Source organism: Streptomyces sp. NPDC093795 (genome assembly GCF_044764665.1).
In the GTDB taxonomy this organism is placed as follows: Bacteria; Actinomycetota; Actinomycetes; order Streptomycetales; family Streptomycetaceae; genus Streptomyces.
Map to the genome: position 1 here is coordinate 449,482 of NZ_JBIWIO010000005.1, position 25,957 is coordinate 475,438.

Sequence of the window (25,957 nt, forward strand, 5' to 3'; positions counted from 1 at the left end):
GGAAGGCGCTCCGGGTGGGGAGCGGCCCCGGCCGCGTGCCGGTGGTGATGTAGCCCTCCGTGCCCGTGACCAGGAAGAGGCGTCCCGACATGCGACGTACCCACCACCGCAGACTGCTCGCCGCGACGCTGCTCGCGGCGTCCGTGCTGACCCCGACGGCGGTCGCTCCCGCCGCCCCCGTGCACGCCGCGGACGTCGGCCGGCACGGCGAGGAGAACTGCCGGCCGGGCAGTCTCGGCCAGGGCCTCACGGCGAAGCTGGACAAGACGATCGAGGACGTCCGCAGGCAGGCGAACATCCCCGGTGTCGTGGTCGGACTGTGGATGCCGGGCAAGGGCTGCTACGTCCGCGCGACCGGCGTCGCCGACACCGCCACCCGGAAGCCGATGCCCGTCGACACCTACGTCCGGATCGGCAGCGAGACCAAGACCTTCACGGTCACCGCGCTGCTCCAGCTCGTCGACGACGGGAAGATCCGCCTCGACGACCCGATCTCCGACTACGTCCGAGGCGTGCCCGACGGGGACAGGATCACCCTGCGCCACCTCGCCGAGATGCGCAGCGGGCTCTTCCCGTACACCTCCGACCCCGACTTCATCCGCGACCTGCAGACCGAGCCGAAGCGCCCCTACAACCCCTGGGAGCTGCTCTCGTACGGCTACCGGCACCCCAACACCTCCGCGCCGGGTACGACGTTCCAGTACTCCAACTCCAACCTGATCCTGCTCGGCCTGGTGATCGAGAAGATCACCGGGAAGCGCCTCGCCGAGGTCATCCACGAGCGGGTGCTCCGGCCCGCGCACCTGCGCCACACGCTCTTCCCGAAGGGCGCGGAGTTCCCCGAGCCGCACGCGCGCGGCTACACCGACCAGTCGCTGAGCGGCGCGGTCACCGATGCCACGGACTGGAACCCGAGCTGGGCCTGGGCGGCCGGGGCGATGATCTCGAACCTGCACGACCTGAGGCGCTGGGCGAAGGTCGTCGCCACCGGCGAACTGCTCAGCCCCGAGACCCAGGCGCAGCGGCTCAGGACCCTGCCGACGGGCTTCCCGGGCACCACCTACGGTCTGGGGATCCTGGAGACCAACGGCTGGATCGGGCACAACGGATCCATCCCGGGGTACGAGACCGTGACGGTCTACCTGCCGTCGAAGAAGGCCACCCTGGTCGTCATGATCAACACGGACATGCTGCATCAGGGCCAGGAGCCGTCGACGCTGCTCGCCAGGGCGGTCACGGAGGTCGTCACCCCGGACAACGTCTACGCCGGCGCGGTGGTGCCGCACTGATCGCGGCGGAACGGCAGGGGCGGCACGGGGGGTGACATGAGAAAGGGCAAGGGGAACACCGTCCTCTTGCCACTCTCAACTTATAGCGCACAGGGGGGCTTGCGGCAAGGCCCCGGTGATACCGCAGAATCACGGTCTCACCTCGGCCCCTGCAGAAAAGAGTCCCACCCCGTGCGTGTGCTTTCGTCGGTGGACCGGTCGTACGACACCAGCGCGTTCGACCTTCCCGACCGTCTTGCCCCCAAGGCCGACCCGGCGCTGATCGCCGGTGACGAGCGGCACTTCGCGGCCGTCGCGGAGAGTCTCCGGGAGTCGATCGCCGAACTGTCCGACCGTCTCGACGCGGCACGGAAGGCGCCCGGCGGCGCCGGCCGGGAGGCGATGGACCGGGACGCGGAGATCCACCGGCTGACCGGCCGGCTGCGCACCCTGCGCCGCTTCGGTCTCGACCTGTGCCTCGGTCGTATCGTCGGCGCGGACGACACCGAGCCCGTGTACGTCGGACGCCTCGGTCTCACCGACAGCACGGGGCGCCGGCTGCTCATCGACTGGCGCTCCCCCGCCGCCGAGCCGTTCTTCGCGGCCACCCACGCCCATCCGATGGGGCTCGCGAGCCGCCGCAGGTACCGCTGGAACAACGGCCGGATCAGTGACTACTGGGACGAGGTCTTCACCGCCGACGGCCTCGACGACCACGCGGCCCTCGACGACCAGTCCGCGTTCATCGCCAGCCTCGGCGGCAGCCGGTCGCCCCGGATGCGGGACGTGCTCGCCACCATCCAGGCCGATCAGGACGCCATCATCCGGGCGGGCTCGCGCGGCACCCTCGTCGTCGACGGCGGCCCCGGCACGGGCAAGACCGTCGTCGCGCTGCACCGCTCCGCGCACCTCCTCTACGCGGACCCGCGCCTCGGTCACCGCAAGGGCGGTGTGCTGTTCGTCGGACCGCACCAGCCCTATCTGGCGTACGTCGCCGACGTCCTGCCCAGCCTCGGCGAGGAGGGGGTGCAGACCTGCACCGTGCGGGACCTCGTCGCCGAGGGAGCGCGGGCGGCGGCCGAGCGCGACCCGGAGGTGGCCCGCCTGAAGTCGTCCGCGGACATGGTGCGGGCGATCGAGACGGCCGTCAGGTTCTACGAGGAGCCGCCCACCCAGGGGATGACGGTCTCGACCGACTGGGCCGACATCCGGCTCACCGCCGGCGACTGGGCCGAGGCGTTCGAGGCGCCGGAGACCGGTACGCCGCACAACGAGGCCCGGGAGCAGATCTGGGAGGAGCTCGGCACGATCCTGCTCGCCAAGATCGACGGCGAGGTCCCCGAGGACCAGTTCCGCCGGTCGCTGCGGCAGGACGAGGAACTGACCGACGCCCTGCACGGCGCCTGGCCGCTCCTTGAGGCGGCCGACCTCGTCGGGGACCTGTGGTCGGTCCCCGCGTACCTGCGCAAGTGCGCTCCCTGGCTGAGCCGTGAGGATGTCCGCACGCTTCAGCGCGAGGAAGCCCAGGCCTGGACGGTCTCCGATCTGCCGCTCCTGGACGCGGCGCGGCAGCGGCTCGGCGATCCCGAGGCGGCCCGGCGCGCACGTCGCCACCGGGCCACGGTCGCCGCCGAACGCGCGCGCATGGCCGATGTCATCGACAACGTGCTCGCGGCCGACGCCGACGGTGAGGGCGCGGTGACGATGCTGCGCGGGCAGGACCTCAAGGACAGCCTGGTCGACGAGGCCGCGCTGCCCGGCACCGAGTCCGACCTGCTCGCGGGGCCGTTCGCGCACATCGTCGTGGACGAGGCGCAGGAGCTGACGGACGCGGAGTGGCAGATGCTGTTGCAGCGCTGTCCGTCGCGGAGCTTCACCATCGTCGGGGACCGCGCCCAGGCCAGGAACGGGTTCACCGAGTCGTGGCAGGAGCGCCTCGACCGGGTCGGGCTCGATCGGATCTCCGTGGCGTCCCTGAGCATCAACTACCGGACGCCGGAAGAGGTCATGGCGGAGGCCGAGCCGGCCATCCGGGCCGCGCTCCCGGACGCGAACGTGCCGACGTCCGTCCGCAGAAGCGGCATCCCGGTCGTCCACGGATCCGTGGACGAGCTCGACACGGTCCTCGACGACTGGCTCGCCGCGCACGCCGAGGGTACGGCCTGTGTCATCGGCGCCCCCCGGTTCCGGCCGAGCGACCGTGTCCGGTCGCTGACGCCGACGCTGTCGAAGGGCCTCGAGTTCGACCTGGTCGTCCTCGTCGACCCGGAGGCCTTCGGCGAGGGGATCGAGGGGGCGGTCGACCGCTATGTCGCCATGACCCGCGCGACCCGCCAACTCGTCGTCCTCACGAGTTCATGACGGCGCGCCACGGCCGATCCTGCGATGAGATGACGTATCGATGGGTTCATGACTCACACATGCGAGCCCATCACGGCACCCGTTCTCGGTGACCGGGTCGTTCCGGGTGACCGGGTCGTTCCCGGTGACCCGGTCGTTCCCGGCGGGGAGTGCCCCGAGGTCGCGTCGCTCGTGGCGCCGTACCTGCGCATCATCCGGTCCGCACTTCCCCCCGTGGAGGCGGAACGATTCTTCGTACGGGCCCTGGACGCGCACGAGGAGGAGCGGCGGCGGGCGGGCGCGCTCCAGCTCGGGTTCAGCGCGTACCTGTGGGACGGTCTCGGCGACGGCTGGGGCGGGTCCCTGGCGCACGCCTCCGCCTGGGAGGCCATGCAGGCGATCCGTCACCTCGTCCGCAAGGCGCCCCGGGCGGACCTCGCCGCGTACCTGCGCCTCGGGCTGCGGCTCGTCCGCGAGCTCGGCGCGGGCTCTCCGGCTCGTACGCCGGTACCGGTGCCGGTGGGCGCCTGACGCGCCGGGCGGCGGGCGGCGGGCGGTAGCCGTACGGCCGTGCGCCCCCGGGCGGGCACGCGGCCGGCCGCCACTCGGCCGCGCGCCCGCCGGCTCTCAGCCTCCGGGATACCGGGTCCAGCCGTCCTCGCCGGGGTCGGCGCCCTCGGCGCGGGCCGCGAGGCGGTCGATGTAGTGCTGCCAGCCCTCGGCGTGGGCCTCGCAGGCCTCCGTGGAGGGCAGACCGCTGTGGATGAGCCGCAGGAGCGTGCCCTCGGGGGTGGGCCTGAGGGTGAGCTCGATCGTGCTGGAGCCGGGCGGGACGGCCGTGGGGCCGGTCTCCCAGCCCCAGCTGAAGACGAGCCGCCCCGGCGGGTCGACGGTGATGAAACGGCCGGAGGCGACGCTGTCGCCGGTGACCCGGGTGCGGTAGGCGCCGCCCGGCTCGAAGGAGAACGTGCCGTCGACGCCCATCCAGGACAGCCATCTCTCACGGTCGGTGAGGAGACGGAAGACGGCCTCCGGGCGGGCGGCGATGCGCCGCTCCAGCGTGACCGTGTCCATGGGGGTCGGCGGGATCGGAGGATCCGCGGGGGTCGTCATGGGGGCCCCTCCTACGCGTACTGGGCGATCTGGATCAGGTTGCCGCAGGTGTCGTCCAGGATGGCGACGGTGACCGGGCCCATGTCCACCGGGTCCTGGGTGAAGCGGACGCCGAACCCCTTCAGCCGGTCGTACTCGGCGCGCACGTCGTCCACGGCGAACGAGGTGAGCGGGATGCCGGCCTCGACCAGGGCGGCCTTGTACGTCCGGGCGGCGGGGACGGCGACGTCGGGCTCCAGGACCAGTTCGACGCCGTCGGGGGCCTCCGGCGAGACCACCGTCAGCCAGCGGTGGTCGCCGAGGGGGACCTCCGTCTTCTTCCGGAAGCCCAGCACGTCGGTGTAGAAGCGCAGGGCCTTCTCCTGGTCGTCGACGAGAAGACTGGTCAGGTTGATCCTCATGGGTGCTCTCCTGTGGTCGGGTCGGGTCGCATCGGGTGGGGTGGTGTGGGGTGGGCGGATCGTGGGACGTCCAGCATCACCGGGGTCCCGGTCGCCGTCCCGGAGGCACGCGCGCGTAGCGTGAAGGTGTCGGCTCCGTCGTCTCTCACCACTGGAGATCCGCCTGTGTCCAGCGCTGCCCCGACCCGTACCGCTGTCGTGGAATCCCTCATGGACCGCTTCCCCGGGATCCCTCCGGAGGCCGTGTTCAAGGAGGACCTGCTGCGCGGCGGGCTCGCCTTCGACCCGTCCGCGCTGACCGGCAACGACGGGGGCGAGGTGAAGCCGAAGTCGTACTTCATCTTCTCCTTCGACCACCGCACGCTGCCGGAGCTCGGTGAGGCGGCACTGAACCGCCCGCCGGAGGAGATCGTCCTCACCGGCGGGCCGTACGGGCTGCGCCGCACGGTGGTGTCGGTACGGGTCAACCCCTCGTCCCCGTACCGGGTGGCGCCGGACGCCGACGGGACGCTCGCGCTGTTCCTCGACGGGGTCCGGATCGCCGACGTCGGCCTGCCGCCGATGCCGGAGTACTACCGACACCCGCTGACGAACGGCAAGTCCGTGATGGAGGTCGCGCCGACCATCCAGTGGGGCTATCTGATCTATCTGACGGTCTTCCGGGTCTGCCAGTACTTCGGTGCCAAGGAGGAGTGCCAGTACTGCGACATCAACCACAACTGGCGCCAGCACAAGGCGGCGGGCCGCCCGTACACGGGGGTGAAGCCGGTCGACGAGGTCCTGGAGGCCCTGGAGATCATCGACCGCCACGACACGGCCCGTACGTCGACCGCGTACACCCTCACCGGCGGGGCGGTCACCTCCCAGGTCGGCGGGAAGGACGAGGCGGACTTCTACGGGCAGTACGCGCGCGCGATCGAGGAGCGTTTCCCCGGCCGCTGGATCGGCAAGGTCGTCGCCCAGGCCCTGCCGAAGGAGGACGTACAGCGCTTCCACGACTACGGCATCCGGATCTACCACCCGAACTACGAGGTGTGGGACCGCCGGCTCTTCGAGCTGTACTGCCCCGGCAAGGAGAGGTACATCGGCCGGGACGAGTGGCACCGCCGCATCCTGGACTCGGCGGAGGTCTTCGGGCCGCGCAACGTCATCCCGAACTTCGTCGCCGGTGTCGAGATGGCCCGCCCCTCCGGCTTCCTGACCGTGGACGAGGCGATCGCCTCGACCCGGGAGGGCCTGCGGTTCTTCATGTCGCGCGGGATCACGCCCCGCTTCACCACCTGGTGCCCGGAGCCGACGACGCCGCTGGGCCGTGAGAACCCGGACGGCGCGCCGCTCGAGTACCACCTGCGCCTCCTTGAGGCGTACACGGCGACGCTCGAGGAGTACGGGCTGACCGCACCGCCCGGATACGGTCCTGCGGGCCCGGGGCGCGCGGTGTTCTCGGTCAGCTCCTTCATGGACGCGCTCCCGCCGGCTCCGGGCACCTGACCGGGCCGTAGGCGGAGCGCCCCCGGGCCGGTCGGGTGCCCGGGGGCGCGGCCGTGCCCGGAAGGCGTCAGACGCGGAGTTCCTTCGCCTCGAAGCGGCCGTCGCCCAGGACGAGGACGAAGGAGACCTGCTGCCCCTCGGAGAGCGAGTGTCCCTCCCCCTCGATGTCCGCGGCGCTGAAGTAGACCTGCTCGTCGGAGCCGACGGGAACGACGAACCCGTACCCGCCGGCGCGGTTGAAGGAGTGCACGAACCCTGTGCTTCTGCCGTCCATGGCGGGCCTCCTCGGCGTCACGGGCGGCGCGGCCGGGGGGGCGAGGGCTCCGCCGCAGCCGCATCCGCGTCTCAGAGGACTTCTACCCCGTACGCCTCCTGTTCGCCCGTTCTGTGCACGTCGCCACGGGGTCGGCCGGCCCAGGTGTACACGTCACCCCTTCACCTCTCGTACAATATTCAACAGAGGCCCGGTGTCGGAGATCCCCCGTGTTCGACACCGGGCCTCACCCTGCTCTCAAGTGGAAGGCCGTCGACCGGCCCGGAACGGGGAGGTGCCACGGCGCGCCGCCGTTCCCGTAGGACCCGGTCGGGGGTGGGCCGGGGGGAGGCGGCGGTACGCCGTGGCACCGCTCAGGGGGAGCCGCGTCGGATCAGGACGCGATGCTCGGGTCCGGGTCGAGTGCGGCGGCCTCTCCGCCGAGGACGTCGACCGGGCCCGCGGGATCGGGATCGTCGGCGTGCACCGTCGAGAGGGCCGTCGCCTGGCGGAGCGTCTCCGTCAGGTTCTGCCAGTCGAGCGCGGGCCGGGCGTCGGAACGGCCGAGGACGAGAGAGGCGTTCCACCGCATCCGGGGCACACCCGGGAGGGGCCGCAGGCCGCCGGCCTCCTGATGGGAGGCGGCGAGGGCCATCGGCAGCATGGCGCAGCCCAGGCCCGACTGGGTGGCGGCGCGCACGCCCGCCATGGAGCCGAGTTCGTGGATCTCGGGAGGGCTGTCGCAGCGCAGCCGGAGGAACTCGGGGAGCCAGCGCTGGGAGGGACAGTCGGGGTCGGCGATGACGACCTGGCGGCCGAGGCCGCCGCGCCGGTGGCCGACGCTGGTGACGGGGACGAACTCGACTTCCTGGAGCCGCACTTCTGTCAGGTCGTCGGAACGCTCGGTGTGCAGCTGGTCGGCTAACTGGCCGACCGGGTCGTCGGCGTCGACGACCGTGAGGACGAGCGCGCCGTCGATCGCACCTGACCGGAAGGCGTCGTGGACCTCCGCGGTTCCCATGACGCGCAGGGCGAGCTGGACGCCGGAGAGGAGCCGCCGCCCCATGTGGGTGACCCGGGCGAGCTGTTGTCCGTACGCCAGGGCGGGCACGATGCCCACGGTGAGGCGCGGCGGGTTGGCCGGCGGCCTGTGCAGGGCGGTCTCCATCTCCCCTACGAGAGTGAGGATCTGGCGCGCGTAGTCACGCAGGACGGTGCCGGAGTGGGTCAGCCTGACGCCGTTGGGGAGCCGCTCGAAGACCGGTTCGCCCACCTGCCTCTCCAGGGCGCGCATCTGTGCCGTGACGCTGGACTGTGAGTACCCGAGGCGGCGCGCCGCCTGGGTGAAGGACCCGGTCAGGGTCACCTCGCGGAAGGTCCGAAGGGTTCTTGCGTCGATGTCCACGTGAATTCCCCCCTGCCGCGCGCAGGCGGCAGTTCCTCGCACCAGGTGGTTGGTCGGCCACCCGTTTCGATCGCCCCAGTCGGTCTGAAAGCCGCAGGGGTGCCGGACGCCTCGTCGCGCCCGGCACCCCTGCTCGGCCGCGAAGACTCTACTCGGCGAGGTGCGCCGGGACCAACGGAAAGTCCAAGTCCGGCTGCGCTACGTGATTGAAGAAGTTCGACAGCACGTTGAGCGCGACGTGTCCGACGATCTCCGCGATCTCCGCGTCGGTGACCCCGGCTGCGCGGGCGTCGGCGAGGGCCTCGTCGGTGACGCGGCCGCCGGTGGCCATGACGGCACCGGCGAAGCGGAGCACCTGGTCCATGTGCGGGTCGCCGGCGTCGCCGCCGTGGCGGGTGTCGAGCAGCTCCTGCTCGCTCAGGCCCACCTTGCCGCCGCGCAGGGTGTGCGCGGAGACGCAGTACGTGCAGTCGTTCTGCTGCGCGATGTAGAGCGCGAGCTGTTCGCGCTGCCGGGCGCTGAAGCTGCCGCCGACCAGGGCCTCGCGCATGGCGAGGTAACCGCGGAGCGCGGCGGGGCCGTTGGCGAGGGCGGCGTAGAGGTTGGGCAGCTTGCCGAGCTGCTTGAGGGTGCCTTCGAGCAGCTCGCGCTGCTCCTCGTTGGCGGTCTCGACGGTCAGTTGGGGCAGGCGGGGCATGGAGCTCTCCTTGAGCCGGACCAAGACGGAACTGATCAGTACCATCAGGACGGTACCGATCGGTTCCGTCTGGCGCAACGGGACGCCACCACTCCGCTCCGCCGCTTCGGGATCACCGATACGGCACCGAGTGGTACCGTCTGGCATGGCCACGAACGCGAAAGAACGGCTCCTCAGCGCGGCGGAGCGTCTGTTCTACGAGGAGGGGATCCGGGCCGTCGGCATCGAGCGGATCCTGTCCGAGTCCGGAGTCGGCCGCGCCTCCTTCTACCGCCACTTCCCCAGCAAGGACGACGTGGTCGTCGAGGTCCTGCGGCGCCGCGACGGCATGTGGCGGGCCTGGCTCGACGGCCGGATCGCGGTCAGCGAGCGCTCCCCGCAGGAGCTGCCGCTCGCGCTCTTCGACGGCCTCGCGGAACGCTTCGCGGCGGCCTCGTTCCGGGGCTGCGCCTTCATCAACACCATGGTCGAGACCGCCGATCCGGACAGCCCCGCGCATCACGTGGCGGCCGAGCACAAGGAGAAGGTCATCGCGGTCCTGGACCGGCTGCTCTCCGAGGGCGGCTACCGCGACCACGAGGCCCTGGCCCGCCAGCTCGCCCTGCTCGGCGACGGCGCGATCGTGACCGCCCTCCGCGAGGGCACACCGGAGGCGGCGGTACGGGCCAGGGGCGTGGCGGAGGTCCTCCTGCGCACGGCGGAACGGGAGCCGGTCAGCGCGTGACGCCTGGCCGGCGGGGGCGGGCGGGACTCGGGGCAGGCCCGGGGGCGGCTCGCGAACCAGGGGGTCGGCGCCCCGGGCGGGGGACGGCTCCCGCGCCGGACGGCATGGGAGCCCGGCCCCGCCGATGCCCCAGCCAGGGGCTCGGCGCCCCGGGGGCCGGGGCCGGCTCGCGGGCCCGGGGGCCGGACGGATCCGGGCTGCCGGGGCCTGCTCGCGGGCCCGGGGGCCGGGGCCCCGGACGGCCCCGGGCCGCGCCCCCCGCCCGTCAGCGGTTCGGGCGTAGTTCGCCGCGGCGTATCTTGCCCGAGCGGGTGCGGGGGAGGTGGGCGATCACCTCGACGCCGCGCGGCACGAAGACCGGCGCGAGTCGGTCCGCGGCGAGAGCCAGGAGCTCCGCCCCGACGCGCCCGTGCTCCGGCTCGGCGCCCGCCGCCGTCCGCAGTTCGACGACCGCGTACGGCGCCAGGCCGCCCTCCGGGGCCTCGCACGGCACCACCGCCGCGTCGGCGACCTCCGGGTGGGTGCGCAGGACGGCCTCGATCTCCATCGGGGAGACCCGGTGGCCGTACGACTTGAAGACCTCGTCCATCCGGCCGAGCAGCCGGATCGAGCCGTCCGCGCACCGCTCGCCCCGGTCCCCCGTGCGGTACAGACCGCCGGCGAAGGCCTCCGCCGTCCGCTCGGGCAGCCCGGCGTACCCGAGCATCAGGCCGGGCGGACGTTCCGTCAGGTCCACGCAGACCTCCCCGCTCCCGCCCGACTCCCCCGTCTCCGGGTCGCGCAGCACGATCCGGTACCCGGGGAGCGGGTGCCCGAGCGGGGCGAGCGGTTCCGGGGTGCCGGGGGCGCGCCCGATGAGCGCGGTCGCCTCCGTCTGGCCGTAGCCGTCCCGTACCCGTACCCCCCACGCGGCCTCGATCCGTTCCACCGTCTCGGCCGTCAGGGGCTCCCCCGCCGCCGTCGCCTCGCGCAGCGTCGGGGCGTCCGCGCCACCGGTCACGTACGGGAGCAGGGACCGCCAGGCGCTCGGGGGCGCGCAGAAGCTCGTGACGCCGTGCGCGGCGAGGACGCCGGGCAGGACGGCCGGCGGGAGGCCGCCGTCCGGGGGCGCGAGGACCGTGGTTTCCGCCGCCCAGGGTACGAAGAAGCTGGACCAGGAGTGCTTGGCCCAGCCGGGCGCGGAGAGGTTGAGGTGGCGGTCGCCGGGGCGCAGTCCGCTCCAGTACAGGCTGGAGAGGTGCCCGACGCCGTACCCGGCGTGGCTGTGCTCGACGAGCTTGGGCAGGGAGGTCGTCCCGGAGGTGAAGTAGCAGAAGGACGGGTCGGCGGCCCGGGTCGGTCCGTCCGGGACGAACCGGGGCCGTCCGGGACGGCGGGTGTCGGGGTACGGGACCCAGCCCGCCCGGTCCACGACGCCGGGCGCCATCCGCAGCCCCGGCACCGGCAACCCGTCGAGGAGATCGGTGAGTTCGGGCGCGGCGATCACATGCCGGACGGCACCTCTCGTGATCCGGTCGGCCGCCTCCGCGCGGGTCAGGTCCTGGTAGCCGGGGACGACGACGGCGCCCAGCTTGATGCAGCCGAGCAGGGTCTCCCACAGCTCGGCCCGGGTGCCGAGCAGGATCAGGACGCGGTCGCCGCGTACGACTCCGAGGTCGCGCAGGGCCGTCGCCAACGCATCGGAGCGGGCGGCCAGTTCGGCGAAGGTCAGCCGGTCGACGACGGGGACGTCGCCGTCCGGTCCCGAGTGGCCGAGGAGTTCGAGGGCCGGCCGGTCGTTGCCCTCGGCGATGACGTCGAACCAGTCGAGGGCCCAGTTGAAGTGCTCGGCCCGCGGCCACCGGAAGGCGGCGCAGGCCGTCTCACGGTCGCCGCGCAGCCGCAGCAGCTGGTCCCGCGCGGCCCGGTACTCCTCGTGGGCGGCGGACGGACGGTCCGTACGGCCGACGACGCTCACCGCGCACCGCCGGCCAGCGCCTCCGCGACAGCGTCCGCGTCGCGGGTGAAGGAGCCCCAGGGGCCGGGCCGGCCACTGCCGACCTGGGTGAACCAGCGGGTGTGCTCGCTGGGGATGCCGAGGACATGGGTGCTGGTGTCCACCGTGCCGTCCGCCCGTACCGGATGGAACGGCGAGTCGGTGCAGTCGAGGCCGCCGGTGGCGAACTCCCCCGCGCCGTCGGCCGCGTTGGTGAAGGTGCGGATCTCGCCGTCCACCATCAGGCCGCGGATCAGCGGGTCCCGGTCGGCCGCGAGGTCGGTGCCGGGCACCCGGGCGTCCACGACGACGTCGAGCGGCACCCAGGAGTTCTCCACCTGGGCCGACTCCACCGCGAACCGCCCCTCGACGGCATCGGGGCCGAACCGGGCGCCGGGGCCGACCGGTTCGAGGACCCCGGCCGCGAGCAGCGCGAGGAACTGCTCGGAGCGCAGCGGCGGCGGCCCGGTGGAGACCATCGCCGCGATCGGGGCGAACTCGGTGAGGAACCAGCGGTGGGACGCGGGGGTGAGCCCGGCGAAGTCGACCACGGTACGGATGGTCTGCCGGACGTCCCGCAGGACGTCGGCGGCCGCCTTCAGGGGGCCGTCGGCGTTGCCCTGGCGGGCCTCGAACAGATCGGCGCGCAGCCATTCGGTGAGCACCTTGTGGTACTCGGCCGGGGAGCCGAAGCGGCGGCCGCCGAACGGGCGGGCGAGCGCGTCGAGGCCGGTGAGCGGCCGGGAGTCGATCCGGTACGCGGCGGCGAGCCGTTCCAGGATCCGGGGGTCTGGCCGGTCGGGCCGGTCCGCGAGGGCCTGCGTCCCCCGTTCGGTGAACTCGTCGGCCGCCTCGGGTCCGTGGACCTGGCGGATCCGGGTGGCGAGGAGGACGAGGTTGACCTCCGCGAGCAACCAGGGCAGCACCGCCCGCTCGAAGTCGAGCGGCGCGGCCTCGGCGCGGAGGGCGGCCATGCGTTCGGCGGTGAAGAGCCGGGCCCGGTAGCGGTGTTCGGGGCCCTTCTGGTTGGCGCCGCGGGTGAGCAGGGGCACTCCCCCGCGTGATCCCGCGTGGATGCGGGGCTCCTTGCCGCTCGGCAGGTAGAGCAGGCCGTCGCAGCCCTCGGTGAAGGTGCCGCCGCGGCCGAGGGTGAGCTCGGTGAGGATGTCGTAGAAGGTGAGCCCCATGCCGAGGATGCCGACGCGCGCGCCTGCCGGTATCTCGGCGAGCGGCATCTCGCTCGCGGAGCCGCCCGCGATGTGGCGGACGGGGCGGAAGGGGGTGCTGTGTTCGCGGGCGAACCGCTTCCAGGCGCGCTGCTCCGCGTCGAGCTCGTTGACCGGGTGCCCGGTGGCGAGGAGCACCCGGTCGACGGTGAGGACGTCACCGCGGTCCAGTCTCAGCCGGTGCGGGGCCGCGTCCTTCCCGCCCTCGTCGCGCGCGCGGTCGGCGCAGATCACCCGGGCGGGGACGCGGTGGACGGTGAGCCCGTGCGGCAGGGTCTCCTCGATCCGCCGCATGACGTACGTCAGGTAGCGGCCGTAGACGGCCCGGGGCGCGTACCCCTCGGGTTCGGCGCCCGCCGGGTCGTCCTCGGCCCACCACGCGCCGAGGCTGGGTCCGGCGCCCGCCCGGTGCGGTCCGTCGTCGGCGGGCCCGGAGAACATGGTGACCTCCTGCGCCGGGGTGTTCATCAGGAACCAGGGCGACTGGTCCGTCCGCCAGATCCGTCCGGCCCCCGCCTCGTACGGATCCACCGCGAACACCTCGATCGGCCGCGCGGGCGGCTGGGCCGCGCAGCGGGCCGCGAGCCGCTCCAGTACGGAGAGGCCGCGCGGGCCCATGCCGACGAACGCGATCCGCAGCGGCGCCGCGGACGGCGCCGGGAGCTCGCGGGGCGCCGGCTCGGGCGGCGGGTTCGCCGCCGCCGCCTGGTCGTGCTCACGGGCGACCCGGCCGAGCATGCCGGAGAGCTGGCGTGAGGTCATCGGAACGGTCCTCCTGCTGGTGGTGAGCAGCGGCAGCGCGCCCAGGTCCGTCCACTGCAGGCGCCCGTCCGGTGCGACGGTGGACCGGACGGCGCCCCGGTTGTCGGGATGCAGGCAGAACGGCACGTCGAGGAGGCCCCGGTCGAAGGCCTTCAGGAGGGCGACGCCGAGATCGTCGGAGAGCGCGAGGACGGCGGTGACCAGGGCGCGGGCCTCGGCGAGTATCTCCTCGGCGTCGGCCTCGCCGGAGGTCCTGGCCCCCGGCTGCGGGCCGCGCGGGGCGGTGCGGGCCGCGTCGGCGGCGATCCGCAGGGCGGTCAGGTTCTCCTCGACGGTCGGGATGCGGTGCGCCTCGGTCTCGGTCTTCACGATGAGGCGCTGCGCCCCGCCGCGTACGGCGAGTTCGGCGCTGCGGCGCAGCAGCAGCCGGGCGCCTGGCACGGTCTTCGGGTAGACGCCCATGTACGTGTAGAGCACGATGTGGCGGTCGACGGAAGGCGGCAGGAACTCGTCGGCGAGCAGCCGCAGCGCGGTGAGGGCGCCGGTGTCCTGGGCGGGGTGGGTCTGCTGGGCGTAACTGAGGGAGACGCTCGCCGCCCCGTTGGCCGTGAAGAACAGGCATTCGAGCACCGAGACGGCGACGAGCAGCGAGGGCGGGCAGAGCTGGCCGAGGAGGCAGCCGCCGAAGGATTCGAGGTGGGCCCTGCGGCCGTGCGCGCGGCTCTCCTCGGTGAGGAACTGGACGGAGTCGCGCCAGGCGGCGACGGATTCGGCCAGCGGGGTACGCCCGTAGGGCAGGCAGTACGAGACGGGGCCGCCCTCGGAGGCGGCGAGCCCGGCGGCGGCCATGGTGCGGAAGATGGCCATCGGGTCGGCGGAGCCGTGCCGGACCTGGACGGGTGCGGCGCGTCCGGCCGCGGCCGCGACCCGCGCGGTGGTCCTGGGACCGTGGCTGACCAGCGGGAACCCGTTGAGGGGCCGGCCGGCGCGCAGGGCGGCGGTGGCGGCGGCGTGGTCGCCGACGCGGGTGTAGCTGTCGATGGTGAGGGTGGCGACGGTCCGTTCGGGCAGCGCGGCGACGGCGGCGACTCCGCCGGCCATGTCCTCGGGCCCGACCATGCCCATCCGGGGCTGGACGACCAGTTCGCCGGCCTCGGCCGACTCCTGGACGAAGGCGCCGAGATCGCCGGGGGCGTGCGGGGGCGGGGCGGAGGTCGTCAAGCCGCGGCCCGCCCGGTACACGCGCCGCCGAGGCCGGCGAGCCTGCTGAGCAGGGCGGTGGGCGGGGTGCCGTCCGCGTACACCTCGTCGTATCCCGCGCCGAGGAGTTCGGCGGTACGGGCCGCGGCGCCCTCCGGGGAGATGCCGAGGAGCCCGCCGATGACCATCGGGACGGACCGGGTCTTGCGGTCGGCGCGCAGGGCGCGGGCGGCGCGCAGCCCGTCCTGGTGGCCGTGGCCGTTGACGGAGGAGAGCACGACGAGGTCGGGGCTGGTCATCCGGGCGGTGTCGACGAGCAGCTGCTCGGGGACGCAGGGGCCCAGGTTGAGCACCGAGTGCCCGTGCTCCTCCAGGAAGAGCTGGAGGTGGACGAGGTTCCAGGTGTGGGCGTCGGAGGAACCGGTGGTGAGCAGGACCCGGCGGGAGGGCTCGGGACTGCGCAGGGGCTGAGGCCGTACGGACGGGGTCATGACGTCTCTCTCCGGAAGGGTGCGGACGGGCGGGAGTACGGAAGGGCCTCGTACGGGCGCGCACGGCACACGGGGCATGCCGAAGGTCGCGGGGACTACGGGGCGCGGGCTCACGGGTACGTACGGAGACCGCGGGGACTGCGGGTCGCGGGCTCATGACACGTACCGGGACCGCGGGAACCACAGGTCTGCGGGGCGCGCCCGGTCACGGGGCGCGCCGAGGTGGCCGGGTCGGTGCGGGGCACACGCCGGGTCCGTGCGGGGCGCGCCCGGGCTCGGGCACAGGCCGAGGCCGCCGGGTCCGTACCGGGGCCCGGTGGCCTCGTGCCGGGCCGGCTCAGGCGGAGGGCGTTCCGGCGCCGACGCCGGTGGTGATCTCGCCGGCCTCGGGAGTCCGGGGCGCGGCGGGGCGGGCGCGGACGGCGAGGACCGTGCAGCCCTCGGCGCTGGACATCTGGTGCCGGGTGCCGGGCTCCTCGACGACGAGGTCGCCGCGGTGGAAGCGGCGTCCGTCGCTGTGGTCGAGGGTGCCGTCGAGGACGAGCATGAGCTCGTGGCCCAGGTGTTCGTGGAAGTCGCCGTGCGCGCCGGCCGGGAAACGCAGCAGCAGCGAGGCGGAGTCCTCGTCCTCGGCCGGGTCGGGGCCCCAGAGCACGACGTACTCGACGCCGACGCGGCCGGGTTCGGCCCAGGGCACCCAGGGCAGGTCGGTCTGGTCGAAGCCGTCGCGGAGCACGTTGCGGAAGACGGTGACGTCAGGCATGGGCGCGGACCTCCGATGCGGCGTCGCGCTGGGCGACGATGGACGGGATGCCGTCGGGGCCCCAGGCCTTGGGGCCGTTGACGATGGGGGCGCCGATGAGGGAGCCGAACTCGCGCCAGGCTCCGTCGTAGTTGCGGATGTCGGGGAGCCCGAGGAGCTCCCGCAGGACGAACCAGCTGTGGGCGGAGCGCCAGCCGACCCGGCAGTAGACGACGGTCGGGGCGTCGGTGCGGACACCAGCGTAGGCGCGGGCGAGTTCCTCGTCGTCGCGGAACGTGCCGTCGGGGTGGACGGCGGTGTGCCAGGGGATGTGCTCGGCGGACAGCGCGTGCCCGCAGCGCACCCCGAGGTCCTCGGGCACGCCGGGCGGGGTGTTGCTCTGCCCGAGGTACTCCTCCATGGAGCGGACGTCGAGGAGCTGGTGGCGTCCGATGTGGTCGAGCATGTCCTCGCGGCGGGCGCGGATCGTCTCGTCGACGGACGGTACGGGGTACGTGGTCGCCGGCCGTTCGGGGACGTCCTGGGTGAGGGGCGCGCCGAGCGCCTCCCAGCGGAGCCGGCCGCCGTCGAGGATCCGCAGCTCCCGGTGGCCGTACAGCCGGAACTGCCAGTATCCGGCGGCGGCCCACCAGTTGTTGTTGCCGCTGAGGAGGACGACGGTGTGGCCGGCGGATATGCCGTGGCGGCCGAGGAGTTCGGCGAAGGCCTCGGGGCCGATGAGGTCACGGCGTACCGGGTCCTGGAGGTCACCGGTCCAGTCCAGGCGGACGGAGCCGGGGATCCGGCCCAGGGTGCTGCCGCCGTCGGTGATCTCGACGAGGACCGTGTTGTCGTCCCCGGCCGCGGGGCTCCGCAGCTGTTCGATGATCTGCTCGCAGCTGACGAGCAGTCGGTCTCGGTTCACGGGCGCTCCGTTGAGGGTGATGGGGCGGAGGTACGGGCGGACGGACGGGGGTCGCCACCGGTGGGCGGGGTCACCACCAGTACGTTGGGTACTTGCCGATCACGCCGAGGCGGGAGGCGAGCAGGCCGACGAGGACGAGCAGGGCGCTGCCGACGGCGAGCAGGACGAGGAAGCGCAGCGGGGCGGGGTCCTGGAGGACGGCGAGGACGGCGGTGGCGGCGGCGGGGGCGTGGACGGCCCGCAGCAGCAGCATGAGGCCGACGCTGAGTCCGGCGGCGACGGCGGCCACCCAGAGGGAGTCGCCGAACAGGGCGACGGCCACGATCCCGAGGACTCCGGAGCCGACCTGGCCGAGCATCACGCCCCGGGGCTGGGCCGGGGGCAGCACGGGGGTGCTGCAGATGATCATGGCGGTGGCGGCGAGCGGGGCGATCATCAGGAGCTGGCCTGTGGCCTCGCCGAGGGCGACCAGGATCACCAGGGACACGACGGTGGCGAGGGTGCCGAGGGCGGTGGGCCGGCCGCCGGGGAAGGGCGGGGCGCCGCCCGCCCAGCGGCTGCGGGCGGGCGGGGTCGCCGCGCCCGGGGGGGTCTGGGTCTGGTTGCTCACGGGGTTCTCTCCTTGGCGGGGCAGGACGGGGCGGGGCGGGCGGGACGGCGGGGTGCCGCGGGAGCGGACGGGGGTGCGGACGGGGGTGGAGGCGGGGTGCCGGCCGGTGCCGGGACGGCACGGCACGGCACGGCACGGCGCCGGGTCGCTCCCGTCGGCGGGTCAGCGGTGGGTGCCGCCGAAGTAGCGCATGGCCTGGCGGTGTACGACCCTGCCGATGCGGTGGCCCATCTCGATGCCGGGCTCGTTGTCGAAGCTCCAGTGCATGCCGCCGTAGACCCGGGAGATGCCGGCCTGCCGGGCGGCCTCGCTGAAGGTGGGCCAGTGCAGGACGACGTCGGTGCGCGGGGTGAGGCCGGGCTCGACGGTGGAGGCGCCCGCCTTGAAGCGGTACGAGTCGCCGAAGGAGTCCGAGCCGGTGAAGCGGCGCAGGAACTCGGCGGCGGCGCCGGAGAAGGTGCTGTGTCCCGAGACGGTGGCCGGGAACGGCGGGACGGCCACGTACGCCTGCCAGTCGAGGCCGTCCATGGTGACGGTGCCCTGGCCGGGGCCGCCCCAGGAGCGGATCTGCCGGCCCCGCCGGTCGAACGGGATGAGGGTGGAGGGCCGCGCGAAGTCGTAGTCGCGCTTGACCGCCCAGGAGCCGATGGCGGCGTCGCACTCGGCCATGTTGAGGCCGAAGAAAATCTGGGCGTCCTCGTCGACACCGTGGCCGTCGCGGGCGGAGACGTACCGTCCCCACATCTGCTGGGCGCCGGGCGGGGTGACGTCGTCGTTGAGCCAGAACTCGGCGATGGCCTTCTGCTCGTCCGTCAGGTTGGCGCTGATGTCGAGGACTTCCTCGATGGCGGCGGTCATCCGGACGGAGGGGTACGGCGGCGGGGCGGGGACCGTGAACTGGTCGGGGCTTGTCAGGGCGAAGGGCTTCATCACCGCGAACTGCGGGGTGAGGTAGCGCTGCGTCCTGCCGCCGACGATCAGCGGGGTCCAGTGCGCCGGGTCCGTGATCGTGGCCGGGTCGAAGGCGCCCGCGACCTGCGGGGTGTTGCGCGGCTGGTAGCCGGTGGTGTCGGCGTACGCGGGGGTGCCGAGCTGGTTGGCGCCGTCGTCGTGCCGGTAGTCGAGGACGGCCTGCGCGGTGCGGCGGCCGATCCAGGCGGGGCTGTTGCGGCGCGGGTTCGTGAGCTCGGGGTCGTGGCCGAGGGAGCGCAGCATGTTGTCGACGGCGACCTTGTACTCGGGGTACAGGTCGAGCAGGGCGAGGTGGGCCGCGTAGCTGATGGCCTCGTTCTTGTTGTCGAGGGTGCGCTCGGAGCGCGGCCGGCGGAGCGCGCCGCCGAAGCGGGTGCCGACGGCACAGCGGTCGTAACAGGCCCAGGCGTCGTAGATCGCGTTGTGGATGATCGCGAGGGCGCGGGCGTTGACGGTGGCGGGGCCGAAGCGGTTGCCGGCGGCCTGGTAGCGGCCGAGGATCGCGTCCATCGCGGCCTGGTTCCAGCGGATGACGACACTGGGGTCGGCGACCGCCCCGGGGGCACGGCGGCCGGTGCGGGTCTCCGCCTCGAAGCTGGTGGGGACGGCCCATGCCGCGGTGCCGGGCAGGGCGAGCGCCCCGGCCGCGGCCACCGACGTGGTGAGTACCCGGCGCCGGGTGAGGGCTGTGCGGGCCGCGGGGGTCGTGGTGGAGGCGGGGGCGGCGGGTCGGTGGGACATCCGTGGATTCCTTCGCATGGTGCCGGGAGCGGATGGACGCGGTCCGGGCCTGTGGATCAAACACAAACTCGAACACTGCTCAGGCTGGCGAGATTTGATCGCGTCCGGCAACGCCCGATCGACTTCTTCCATCGCAGGTATGCAAGGAAGCGATGGGCGTCGCGGGGGTGCTCGGGACGTGGTTAGCGTGACCCCACGGCGTCCGACCCTCCTGCCGTGATTTCGGCGCGATCCGAGCGGTCCGCCGCCCGGCTCCGCCCCACTCGGCCTCGATCCGCCCCGCCCGGCCCCGCCCGGCCCCCGCGTCGACTCGTGATGGAGATGCCCGCGCATGACCGTTTCCTCCCAGGTGACAGCTGCCGCCACGACCTCCACACCGGGGGCGCCCGCACCGGAGGCCCCCGGCTCCCCGGCGTCCGGCGCGCCGGGCTCCGGCCCGTCGGCGCCCCTCGGCCTCTTCGACCGGCTCGCGCCCCGGCTCCACCACTACGGCCTCGGCGCGCTCCGGGCCGGCCTCGGCGGAGTCTTCGTCTGGTTCGGGGTGCTCAAGGTCATCGGGCTCAGCCCGGCGGCCGCGCTCGTCGTCGCGGTGGTGCCGTTCCCCGCCGGGAGCTGGTTCGTGCCCGCGCTCGGCTGGGGCGAGGTGGCGCTCGGCCTCTGGCTGATGTCGGGGCGTGCCCGCGCGGTGGCCCTGCCGGTGCTCGCCGCCCACCTCTGCGGCACCTTCGCGGTGCTCGTCCTCACGCCGTCGGTGGCGTTCGTCCACGCCAACCCGCTGCTGCTCACCCTGGTGGGCGAGTTCGTCGTCAAGAACGTGGTGCTGCTCGCGGGCGTGGTGGTGGTGACGACCCACCCCCGCCGCCCGACCCGCCCTGGTCGCCCGGCCACAGCTCAGGAGCTGCCCGAAAGGTCCTGAGACACGGCGTTTCGGCCGGGCGTCGCCGGGCAGCAGCACCTCGTGCCACCGGCGGCGACCGGGGCGCGTACGAGCGGCGTCAGGGAGAGGACCATGAGCCACCACGACAGGCACGGCAGCGAGCAGGACCGTCGGCAGGAGCCCCCGCGGACCACACCGTCAGGGGCCGAGGGCGAGGCGGGCGACACGGAGGCACGGCGCCAGGCGGAGGAGGCGACGCTGCGCCGGGAGGAGACCTCGGCGGAGGACGCGCACGGCAGCTCCGCCAAGCGGCAGGGCCCCGGCATCGGCCGCGAGGAGCAGCGGAAGCCGCACCCGTGAGTATGTGCCGGGATCCAGGGAAGTCGCACGGATGAGAGAGACAGACCAGGAGGTGTCGGATGTCCGCCGGTAAGAAGGCGAAGAACGCCGCAGAGACCGCCAAGGGCAAGGCCAAGGAGGCCACGGGCAAGGCCGTGGGCAACGAGAGCCTGGAGATGAAGGGTCGCGCCGAGCAGGCCAAGGGCGACGCCAAGCAGACGGCGCAGAAGGCCAAGGACACGCTCAAGCACTGAGCGCGTCGGGTCAGGCGTCGGGTCACCTGGAGGCGGGGGGGGGGGGGGGGGGGGCCCCCGCCGGGCCCCCCCCCCCCCCCCCCCCCCCCCCCCCCCCCCCCCCGCCGGGGGGGGGGGCCCCCCCCCCGGCCCCCCCCCCGCCGCGGGGGGGGGGGGGGGGGGGGGGGGGGGGGGGGGGGGGGGGGGGGGCGCGCCCCCCCCCCCCCCCCCCCCCCCCCGCCTCCACGTGACCGCCCGCCCGTGTCAGCTCTCCTTGGCGGGCTTCCACCAGTCCGGGTGGTCGCGGTACCACTCCACGGTCCGGCGCAGGCCGTCCTCGAAGGACGTCAGGGGTGTGTAGCCGAGCTCCTCGCGGATCTTGGCGTCGGAGAGCGAGTACCGCAGGTCGTGGCCCTTGCGGTCCTCGACGTACCGGATCATCGAGCGGTCCGCGCCGCAGAGGTCGAGGACGCGCTCGGTCAGGGAGAGGTTGCTGAGCTCGTTCCCGCTGCCGATGTTGTACGTCTCGCCCGCCCGGCCCCGGTTGAGGACGAGGTTCAGGGCCCGGCAGTGGTCGTCGACGTGCAGCCACTCGCGGACGTTGCGCCCGTCGCCGTAGACCGGCACCGGGAGACCCTCCAGGAGGTTCGTCACGAACCGGGGGATGAGCTTCTCGGGGTGCTGGTACGGCCCGTAGTTGTTGGAGCAGCGGGTGATCGACAGGTCGAGTCCGTGGGTGCGCCAGTAGGAGCGGGCCACCAGGTCGGAGCTCGCCTTGGAGGCGGCGTACGGCGAGTTCGGGAGCAGCGGGAAGTCCTCGGTCCACGAGCCCTCGTCGATCGTGCCGTACACCTCGTCGGTGGAGACGTGCACGAGCCGCTCGACGCCGGTGCGCAGCGCGGCCTCCAGGACCGTCTGGGTGCCGAGGACGTTGGTGCGGACGAATTCGGCGGCCGAGTCGAGGGAGCGGTCGACGTGGGACTCGGCGGCGAAGTGGACGACGGCGTCGTGCCCGGGGAGCAGGTCGAGCAGCAGCGGCAGGTCGCAGATGTCGCCGCGGACGAAGGCGAGCCGGTCGTGGGAGGCGGGCAGGTTGGCCCGGTTCCCCGCGTAGGTCAGCTTGTCGAGGACGGTGACGGTGTCCGTGCCGTCGCCGCCGTACTCCCCCGCGAGCAGGGAGCGGACGTAGTGGGAGCCGATGAATCCGGCGCCGCCTGTGACGAGGGTCCTCATGGCGTTCCTCCGAGGAGCGTGTCGAGTGGACGAGGGGTGGTGACGGGAGCGTCAGCCGGCGCGGGCTATCTCCATCACGTACTGGCCGTACGGGGACTTCGCGAGCTGTTCGCCGAGCCGCAGGCAGGCCTCCCGGTCGATGAAGCCCATGCGCCAGGCGACCTCCTCAAGGCAGGCGAGCCGGACGCCCTGGCGGTGCTCCAGGATCTGCACGTACTGGCCGGCCTCGGTGAGCGCGTCGTGGGTTCCGGCGTCGAGCCAGACGAACCCGCGCCCGAGGGACACCAGTTCGGCCTTGCCCCGCTCCAGGTAGACGCGGTTGACGTCGGTGATCTCCAGTTCGCCGCGCGCGGAGGGCGTGAGGTTCTTGGCGATGTCGACGACGCCGTTGTCGTAGAAGTAGAGCCCGGTGATCGCGAGGTCGGAGCGGGGGTGCGCGGGCTTCTCCTCCAGGGAGAGGAGCCGTCCGGCCGCGTCGACCTCGCCGACGCCGTACCGCTCGGGGTCGCGGACCGGGTAGCCGAAGAGCACGCAGCCGTCGACGTTCCGGGCCTTCTCCTGGAGGATCGCGGAGAAGCCGGGGCCGTGGAAGATGTTGTCGCCGAGGACGAGGGCGACGGAGTCGTCGCCGATGTGGTCGGCGGAGATGATGAACGCCTCGGCGAGGCCGCGCGGCTCGGCCTGGACGGCGTAGCTGAGCGAGATGCCCAGCGGCGAGCCGTCCCCGAGCAGTCGACGGAAGTTGTCGATGTCGTCGGGCGACGAGATGATCTGGATGTCCCGGATCCCGGCGAGCATGAGCACCGAGAGCGGGTAGTAGATCATCGGCTTGTCGTAGACCGGCAGCATCTGCTTGGACGTGCCGAGGGTGATCGGGTGCAGCCGGGTGCCGTGGCCTCCGGCCAGGATGATGCCTTTCACAGTTCTCTCCTCGTGGGATTCCCAGCCTCGTGGGGGGCGGGGCGGCGTTCAAGGTGCGGCGTCGGGGCGGCGTGGCGGCGTACGGCGTCGAGCAGCCGGGCCTGGCGCAGCGGCGCCTCCCGGTCCTGGGTGACGGGGCGCCCGGCGCGTACGGCCGCGGTGAGGGCGGCGAACGCGGCGACCGTGTTCCGGACCTGGTCGTCGGCGTCCAGGACGTGTTCCACGACGCCGGTACGGGTCTCCAGGCGCACGACCGGGCGGTGGCCGGCCGGCGGGGTGTAGGCCCGCTCGACGACGAGACGGCCCTCGCTGCCCCACAGCTCGTACGCCGACCGGTAACCGTGGTCCATGCCGAAGGCGATGTGCGCGGTCACCCCGCCCGGGGTGGCGAGCAGCGCCCCGCCGGCGGTCTCGACCCGGCTGCCGGCGCCCCGGACGAGGTGCGCGCCGAGGACGTCGAGATCGTCGCCGAGCAGGTGCTGGGCGGCCCGCAGGGGGTAGACGCCGACGTCGCCGAGGGCGCCGCCGCCGAGCTCCGGATCGTGCCGGATGTCGGTGCCGGGCAGTCTCGGGATGCCGAACGAGGCGTGCATCGCACGGAGTTCACCGATGGACCCGTCCGCGACGAGTTTGCGGACGTCCGTGTGGAGCCGGTGATGCACGAACATCACGTTCTCCATCAGCGCGAGCCCCGACGCGGCGGCCAGGTCGAGCAGGGCGGCGGTGCTCTCCGGGTCGGTGGTGAGCGGCTTCTCGGCCAGGACGTGCTTGCCCGCGCGCAGGGCCGCCTCGGTCCACTCGGCGTGGAGGGCGGCCGGCAGCGGTACGTACACCGCGTCGACGTCGTCCCGCCGCAGCAGGGCCTCGTAGCCCGGGACCGCCGCCGCGCCGTAGGGGGCGGCCGCGGCGGCGGCCTTCACCGGGTCCCGGCTGGCGACCGCGGTGACCTCGGTCTCCGGGAGCGCGGCCATGGCGGGCATCATGCGCCGGACGGCGATGTCGGCGCAGCCGAGGACGCCGATGCGCAGGGGCGCGGGGGTGTGCACCGGGGGTACGGGAGTGCTCCCCGGCCGTTCGGGGGCGCTCACCGGGTCCGCACCGCCCGGGCGTGGACGCAGGCGAGCAGGGTGCGGGCCTGGACGTTGAGGTAGTGGCCGTGCCGGGTGAGGGAGGTGAGCTGGGCGGCGGTCGCCCACGCGTAGCCGGGCGGCGGGTCGGCGGGGGCCTGCTCCTCGTCGGCGTCCACCAGGAGGTAGCGGCTCTCGGCGTTGAGGAACCGGCCGCCCTCCTCGGAGTGCACGGCCTCGTAGCGGATGCGGGCGGGGGCGGCGCCGAGGACGTGGTCGAGGAAGAGGGGGCGCTCGTCGGCCGGCAGGTGGGCGTAGTTCCCGGGCGTGTACTGGACGGTGGGGGCGAGTTCGACGGTGTCGAGGAAGCCGCCCTCGACCCGGGCGTGCACCAGGTAGTGCGGGACACCGTCGAAGTCACGGGTCAGGAAGGCGGCGACACCCAGACCGACCGGCTCGATCAACGGCTGTGTCCAGCTGGTGACTTCACGGTTCCCGGCCTGCACGGACGCGGCGACGACCTTGAAGTGGCGGCCTTCCTCGTGCTCGATGGTCTCCTCGCCGCGCTTCCAGCCGGGCAGGTCCCGCAGCGGGACGCGCCGCGCGCGTACGTCGTGGCGGGAACGTTCGCCGGTGAACCAGGAGAGGAGACGGACGTCGGAGAGCAGCGCGCCGGCCGCGGTGTCCTCGTACGGCACGCAGGACAGCACGGTCCGCGCGTCCATGTTGATCACGTTGTCCCGGTGCAGGAGTTCACCGATCTGCCCGAGGGTGAGCCAGCAGAAGTCGTCCAGGAGCGGGACCTCGCCGGCGGCCTCGACGATCATGTTGCGGTTGGACTTCCGGAAGAACCAGGCGCCGTGCTCGGACTGGAGGGAGTCCGCGATGACGGTGCCGTGCTCGGAGCTGGTGAAGTACTCGATGTACTTCACGTCGCCGCCGCGGTGCGCCTTGGTGTAGTTGCTGCGGGTGGCCTGGACGGTCGGCGACAGCTGGAGCAGATTGCGGTTGCCCGGTTCCATCTTGGCCTGCATGAGGAAGTGCAGGACGCCGTCGAACTCCCTGGCGAGGATGCCGAGGATGCCGACCTCGGGCTGTTTGATGACGGGCTGGTGCCAGGAGCGGTACGGGCCGTCGCCGTACGGGCCGCCCTCCTCGACGACATGGAGGCCCTCGATGCTGAAGAACCGGCCGCTGCGGTGGACGAGGTTGCCGCCGTCCTCCTCGAAGAACCAGCCGTCGAGCGCGGCGAAGGGGACCCGGTCGACGCGGAAGGTGTGGGCGCGGCGGCGTCCGTCGAGCCAGGCGTGGAAGTCCTCGGTCGACAGGTGGGCGCCCCGGGTGGTGGCGGCGGAGAGGGCGATCCGCTCGGCGAGGCCGGCGGGCGCGCGCGGGGTGAGGGAGGCAGCCGTCGTGGTCGTGGTCGTGGTCATCAGGAGTGTCCCTTCGCCCCGGGGGCCTCGCCCGCGTTCCAGACCAGGTCGAAGGTGAAGGAGCGGATGCGCCAGCCCGCCGGGGTGCGGACGACCCGGGCGTCGTAGTGGCCGCCGATGGCGAAGTGCGCCGAGGGCACGGCGGGGTCGCGGACGTGGAAGGCGGTGAGATGCGCGCGCACCTCGGCCTCGTCGCCGGCCAGCTCGATCGCGTACGCCCCGCTGATGTGGTGGGTGCGGGCGAAGGTCGTACGGGCCATCTGCTGGAACCGGGCGAAACCTTCGAAGCCCGTGTACTCGCCCATCGGGAAGACGAGGTGGACGTCGTCGGTGAAGACCGAGTCGAACCAGTGGTCGCTGCCCCGGTTCCTGTCGAGGTGCGCGGCGTACCGGTCGCAGACCTCGGCTATCTCGGCGCGGTCGGTCAACGTCCTGACGGCTTGGCACAGTTCGTCGAGTGAGGAGGAGGTTGCGGTGGATGTCATGGTGTCGGCCTCTGTCGGTCGTGGGTCAGGGGG

At 73.3% G+C, this 25,957-nt stretch carries 25 protein-coding genes; 8 read left to right on the forward strand and 17 right to left on the reverse strand.

Features of this window, described 5'->3' with window-relative positions:
- Nucleotides 1-89: 89 nt before the first annotated feature.
- From ACIRB7_RS17160 to ACIRB7_RS17170, 3 genes are all read left to right on the forward strand, one after another.
- Nucleotides 90-1,289 carry a serine hydrolase domain-containing protein gene (locus ACIRB7_RS17160; RefSeq protein ID WP_403598690.1) on the forward strand — a complete coding sequence of 400 codons (1,200 nt, stop codon included), beginning with the start codon at nt 90-92 and terminating at the stop codon, nt 1,287-1,289.
- 171 nt (nt 1,290-1,460) lie between these two features.
- Nucleotides 1,461-3,629 (forward strand): RNA polymerase recycling motor ATPase HelR, encoded by a 2,169-nt coding sequence (helR, locus tag ACIRB7_RS17165; RefSeq protein ID WP_403598693.1) that lies wholly within the window; start codon nt 1,461-1,463, stop codon nt 3,627-3,629.
- Nucleotides 3,630-3,677: 48 nt separating this feature from the next.
- Complete coding sequence (locus ACIRB7_RS17170) at nt 3,678-4,139, forward strand: hypothetical protein (RefSeq protein WP_403598696.1); 462 nt, start codon at nt 3,678-3,680, stop codon at nt 4,137-4,139.
- Nucleotides 4,140-4,235: 96 nt separating this feature from the next.
- Here the strand turns inward: ACIRB7_RS17170 and ACIRB7_RS17175 are convergent, their stop codons facing one another.
- Nucleotides 4,236-4,721, reverse strand: a complete 486-nt coding sequence (locus ACIRB7_RS17175; protein WP_403598699.1) for an SRPBCC domain-containing protein — start codon at nt 4,719-4,721, stop codon at nt 4,236-4,238.
- Nucleotides 4,722-4,732: 11 nt separating this feature from the next.
- Nucleotides 4,733-5,122 carry a VOC family protein gene (locus ACIRB7_RS17180; RefSeq protein ID WP_403598701.1) on the reverse strand — a complete coding sequence of 130 codons (390 nt, stop codon included), beginning with the start codon at nt 5,120-5,122 and terminating at the stop codon, nt 4,733-4,735.
- Nucleotides 5,123-5,332: 210 nt separating this feature from the next.
- Between ACIRB7_RS17180 and ACIRB7_RS17185 the strand changes: the two genes are divergently transcribed.
- Nucleotides 5,333-6,613, forward strand: coding sequence for a radical SAM protein (locus ACIRB7_RS17185; protein ID WP_403598871.1), 1,281 nt, complete (start codon nt 5,333-5,335; stop codon nt 6,611-6,613).
- A 67-nt stretch (nt 6,614-6,680) separates the two neighbouring features.
- Here ACIRB7_RS17185 and ACIRB7_RS17190 read toward each other — a convergent pair whose 3' ends face one another.
- The 3 genes from ACIRB7_RS17190 to ACIRB7_RS17200 form a co-directional block, all read right to left on the reverse strand.
- Entirely contained in the window at nt 6,681-6,887 is a 207-nt protein-coding gene (locus ACIRB7_RS17190; protein ID WP_403598704.1) for a cold-shock protein, read from the reverse strand.
- Between the two features lie 373 nt (nt 6,888-7,260).
- Nucleotides 7,261-8,271: a LysR family transcriptional regulator gene (locus ACIRB7_RS17195; RefSeq protein WP_403598707.1), complete on the reverse strand. Its 1,011-nt coding sequence runs from the start codon at nt 8,269-8,271 to the stop codon at nt 7,261-7,263.
- Nucleotides 8,272-8,419: 148 nt separating this feature from the next.
- Entirely contained in the window at nt 8,420-8,968 is a 549-nt protein-coding gene (locus ACIRB7_RS17200; protein ID WP_403598710.1) for a carboxymuconolactone decarboxylase family protein, read from the reverse strand.
- Nucleotides 8,969-9,113: 145 nt separating this feature from the next.
- Between ACIRB7_RS17200 and ACIRB7_RS17205 the strand changes: the two genes are divergently transcribed.
- Nucleotides 9,114-9,692 carry a TetR/AcrR family transcriptional regulator gene (locus ACIRB7_RS17205; protein WP_403598713.1) on the forward strand — a complete coding sequence of 193 codons (579 nt, stop codon included), beginning with the start codon at nt 9,114-9,116 and terminating at the stop codon, nt 9,690-9,692.
- Between the two features lie 265 nt (nt 9,693-9,957).
- On the opposite strand, the gene ACIRB7_RS17210 is transcribed toward ACIRB7_RS17205, so the two are convergent.
- The 7 genes from ACIRB7_RS17210 to ACIRB7_RS17240 all read right to left on the reverse strand — a co-directional run bounded on the left by ACIRB7_RS17210 (nt 9,958) and on the right by ACIRB7_RS17240 (nt 19,336).
- Nucleotides 9,958-11,649, reverse strand: coding sequence for an acyl-CoA synthetase (locus ACIRB7_RS17210; protein ID WP_403598716.1), 1,692 nt, complete (start codon nt 11,647-11,649; stop codon nt 9,958-9,960).
- Nucleotides 11,646-14,876: an FAD/NAD(P)-binding protein gene (locus ACIRB7_RS17215; RefSeq protein ID WP_403598719.1), complete on the reverse strand. Its 3,231-nt coding sequence runs from the start codon at nt 14,874-14,876 to the stop codon at nt 11,646-11,648. The genes ACIRB7_RS17210 and ACIRB7_RS17215 overlap by 4 nt, the downstream gene beginning before the upstream one ends.
- A complete protein-coding gene (locus ACIRB7_RS17220) occupies nt 14,873-15,346 on the reverse strand; it encodes a cobalamin B12-binding domain-containing protein (protein WP_403598722.1) in 474 nt (157 codons plus the stop codon). The genes ACIRB7_RS17215 and ACIRB7_RS17220 overlap by 4 nt, the downstream gene beginning before the upstream one ends.
- Before the next feature lie 337 nt (nt 15,347-15,683).
- Entirely contained in the window at nt 15,684-16,109 is a 426-nt protein-coding gene (locus tag ACIRB7_RS17225) for a cupin domain-containing protein (RefSeq protein ID WP_403598725.1), read from the reverse strand.
- Nucleotides 16,102-17,013 carry a sulfurtransferase gene (locus tag ACIRB7_RS17230; protein ID WP_403598728.1) on the reverse strand — a complete coding sequence of 304 codons (912 nt, stop codon included), beginning with the start codon at nt 17,011-17,013 and terminating at the stop codon, nt 16,102-16,104. The genes ACIRB7_RS17225 and ACIRB7_RS17230 overlap by 8 nt, the downstream gene beginning before the upstream one ends.
- 70 nt (nt 17,014-17,083) lie before the next feature.
- On the reverse strand, nt 17,084-17,623 hold the full coding sequence (locus tag ACIRB7_RS17235) for an HPP family protein (protein ID WP_403598731.1): 540 nt from the start codon (nt 17,621-17,623) through the stop codon (nt 17,084-17,086).
- Between the two features lie 162 nt (nt 17,624-17,785).
- Nucleotides 17,786-19,336: a vanadium-dependent haloperoxidase gene (locus ACIRB7_RS17240; RefSeq protein WP_403598734.1), complete on the reverse strand. Its 1,551-nt coding sequence runs from the start codon at nt 19,334-19,336 to the stop codon at nt 17,786-17,788.
- A 331-nt stretch (nt 19,337-19,667) separates the two neighbouring features.
- Here ACIRB7_RS17240 and ACIRB7_RS17245 point away from each other — a divergent pair, with 331 nt between their 5' ends.
- The 3 genes from ACIRB7_RS17245 to ACIRB7_RS17255 all read left to right on the forward strand — a co-directional run bounded on the left by ACIRB7_RS17245 (nt 19,668) and on the right by ACIRB7_RS17255 (nt 20,806).
- The gene (locus ACIRB7_RS17245; protein ID WP_403598737.1) at nt 19,668-20,252 is read left to right on the forward strand and encodes a hypothetical protein; all 585 of its coding nucleotides are present in this window, start codon (nt 19,668-19,670) and stop codon (nt 20,250-20,252) included.
- A 93-nt stretch (nt 20,253-20,345) separates the two neighbouring features.
- A complete protein-coding gene (locus ACIRB7_RS17250) occupies nt 20,346-20,573 on the forward strand; it encodes a hypothetical protein (protein ID WP_403598740.1) in 228 nt (75 codons plus the stop codon).
- A 59-nt stretch (nt 20,574-20,632) separates the two neighbouring features.
- Nucleotides 20,633-20,806, forward strand: coding sequence for a CsbD family protein (locus ACIRB7_RS17255; protein WP_351218292.1), 174 nt, complete (start codon nt 20,633-20,635; stop codon nt 20,804-20,806).
- Nucleotides 20,807-21,049: 243 nt separating this feature from the next.
- On the opposite strand, the gene rfbB is transcribed toward ACIRB7_RS17255, so the two are convergent.
- The 5 genes from rfbB to ACIRB7_RS17280 are packed head-to-tail and all read right to left on the reverse strand — an operon-like array spanning nt 21,050 to nt 25,924.
- A complete protein-coding gene (gene rfbB, locus ACIRB7_RS17260) occupies nt 21,050-22,018 on the reverse strand; it encodes a dTDP-glucose 4,6-dehydratase (RefSeq protein ID WP_403598743.1) in 969 nt (322 codons plus the stop codon).
- 51 nt (nt 22,019-22,069) lie between these two features.
- On the reverse strand, nt 22,070-22,939 hold the full coding sequence (gene rfbA, locus ACIRB7_RS17265) for a glucose-1-phosphate thymidylyltransferase RfbA (protein ID WP_403598746.1): 870 nt from the start codon (nt 22,937-22,939) through the stop codon (nt 22,070-22,072).
- The gene (locus tag ACIRB7_RS17270) at nt 22,936-24,027 is read right to left on the reverse strand and encodes a Gfo/Idh/MocA family protein (RefSeq protein WP_403598749.1); all 1,092 of its coding nucleotides are present in this window, start codon (nt 24,025-24,027) and stop codon (nt 22,936-22,938) included. Before ACIRB7_RS17270 ends, rfbA begins: the two co-directional genes overlap by 4 nt.
- The gene (locus ACIRB7_RS17275) at nt 24,024-25,439 is read right to left on the reverse strand and encodes an NDP-hexose 2,3-dehydratase family protein (protein WP_403598751.1); all 1,416 of its coding nucleotides are present in this window, start codon (nt 25,437-25,439) and stop codon (nt 24,024-24,026) included. Before ACIRB7_RS17275 ends, ACIRB7_RS17270 begins: the two co-directional genes overlap by 4 nt.
- Nucleotides 25,439-25,924 carry a nuclear transport factor 2 family protein gene (locus ACIRB7_RS17280; protein ID WP_403598754.1) on the reverse strand — a complete coding sequence of 162 codons (486 nt, stop codon included), beginning with the start codon at nt 25,922-25,924 and terminating at the stop codon, nt 25,439-25,441. The genes ACIRB7_RS17275 and ACIRB7_RS17280 overlap by 1 nt, the downstream gene beginning before the upstream one ends.
- Nucleotides 25,925-25,957 lie beyond the last annotated feature (33 nt).